The sequence below is a fragment of the Gordonibacter pamelaeae 7-10-1-b genome, assembly GCF_000210055.1.
Lineage (GTDB): Bacteria > Actinomycetota > Coriobacteriia > Coriobacteriales > Eggerthellaceae > Gordonibacter > Gordonibacter pamelaeae.
Genome location: NC_021021.1, coordinates 1,819,879 through 1,820,523 on the forward strand (window position 1 = coordinate 1,819,879; position 645 = coordinate 1,820,523).

Annotated in this window: 1 protein-coding gene; it reads left to right on the forward strand. The window is 66.5% G+C overall.

Going from position 1 to position 645, the window contains the following annotated elements; genetic code table 11:
- Positions 1-130 precede the first annotated feature (130 nt).
- Positions 131-604 carry a GntR family transcriptional regulator gene (locus GPA_RS08440; protein WP_015539605.1) on the forward strand — a complete coding sequence of 158 codons (474 nt, stop codon included), beginning with the start codon at positions 131-133 and terminating at the stop codon, positions 602-604.
- Positions 605-645: the final 41 nt, after the last annotated feature.

Below are 645 nucleotides of genomic sequence, written 5' to 3' on the forward strand. Positions count from 1 at the left end.
CCCGGCGATCGCCCTCGTGGCGGCGGCTTGCGTGCTGGCGGGCGGGCTCGCCATGCGGTACTGCGTGGTGGAGGCGGGCATGCATCCGCTGCTCGCAATGGCATCTTGACGGAGAGAAGGCTAAAGGAACATGTTCCCGTTCGAAGTTGATACCACGACCGACGTGCCCCTGTGGGTGCAGCTGCGGCAACGGCTGATCCATCTCATAAACTCCGGCTACTTCAAGCCGGGCGACCAGCTGCCCACGGTGCGCGGCCTGGCGTCCGAGATATCCATCAATTACAACACGGTGAACAAAGCGTACCTGAGTCTGGTTTCCGACGGATACTTGGAGTCCACGCGCGGACGCGGCGTGTTCGTGCGGGGCCTCGATGCCGACGTGGGCGACGAGCACGCCCAGGAGATCGACGCCATCTTGGGCGATTGCGTGGCGTCGTGCCGCGACCTGGGCCTGACGCTCGACGACGTGCAGAAGTGCATGGCGCGCAAGATCAAGCAGATGAAACGCGAGGCCGGGGAAGAGCCGGCCGGCGGGGCCGGTGGCGGCCGCATAGTGGAGATCGACGTGGGCCGTGCAGGCCGGGCGTCGCAGACGGGAGCGTGATGGCGGTGGCAAGGAGAAGCGGCGTGCAGGGCTTCGCGCCC